The organism is Endozoicomonas atrinae (assembly GCF_001647025.1).
In the GTDB taxonomy this organism is placed as follows: domain Bacteria; phylum Pseudomonadota; class Gammaproteobacteria; order Pseudomonadales; family Endozoicomonadaceae; genus Endozoicomonas; species Endozoicomonas atrinae.
This window is the reverse complement of record NZ_LUKQ02000731.1, coordinates 1-603: the sequence shown is the minus strand read 5'-3', so window position 1 is coordinate 603 and position 603 is coordinate 1. Positions and strand designations below refer to the sequence as shown.

1 protein-coding gene is annotated in these 603 nt (G+C 48.6%); it reads left to right on the top strand.

Annotated features, from left to right (window positions below; genetic code table 11):
- Positions 1-603: hypothetical protein (locus AK963_RS34320; RefSeq protein WP_202969967.1), on the top strand; the 603-nt coding region annotated here is incomplete at both ends.

The window sequence follows — 603 nt, the reverse complement described above, 5'->3', positions numbered from 1 at the left end:
TAACGGGTGAGAATGTCACGGTTCTCCGAAAGCTGACGGAACAGGGCAAGCTCGGCACCGATGTGATCAAAAAGCTCATGGAGGAAATGGGCAGTCGGGCGATTGGTGCAGCCGCCGACAACATGGAGCTGTATTCAGGTCTGTTATCAAACCTGATTGACCGTTGGACACTGTTTAAAAAAGCCATTGCTGATGCTGGCTGGTCAACCTATGTCCGCCAGTTGATGAAGGACTTCAGTGAGCAGTGGGACAAGATGGTTGAAGATGGTCGTCTGGCAACGTTTGCTAACACGATCAGTGATGGATTTATCAGCATGGCGGAGTCGGTTCGGGCTTCGCTATCGAGCATTACGTTTGATGAGTTTATAACGGGTGTTCAAAGCGCCCTGATTAACATTAGTAATGCGCTCGGGGCGATGCGTTCCGCTTTTGAGTTCACCAGTAATACCGCCAAGCTGTTTTTCAACACCTTCACTGGTGCAGTAAAAGGCTTTGCGGCAGGCATTCTCAATGTATTAGCAACCATTACTTATGGCTGGCAGAAAATCTTTGAAGTTACCGGGCTCGAAACATTAGAGAAGAAATTTGCCGCAACCACGAACT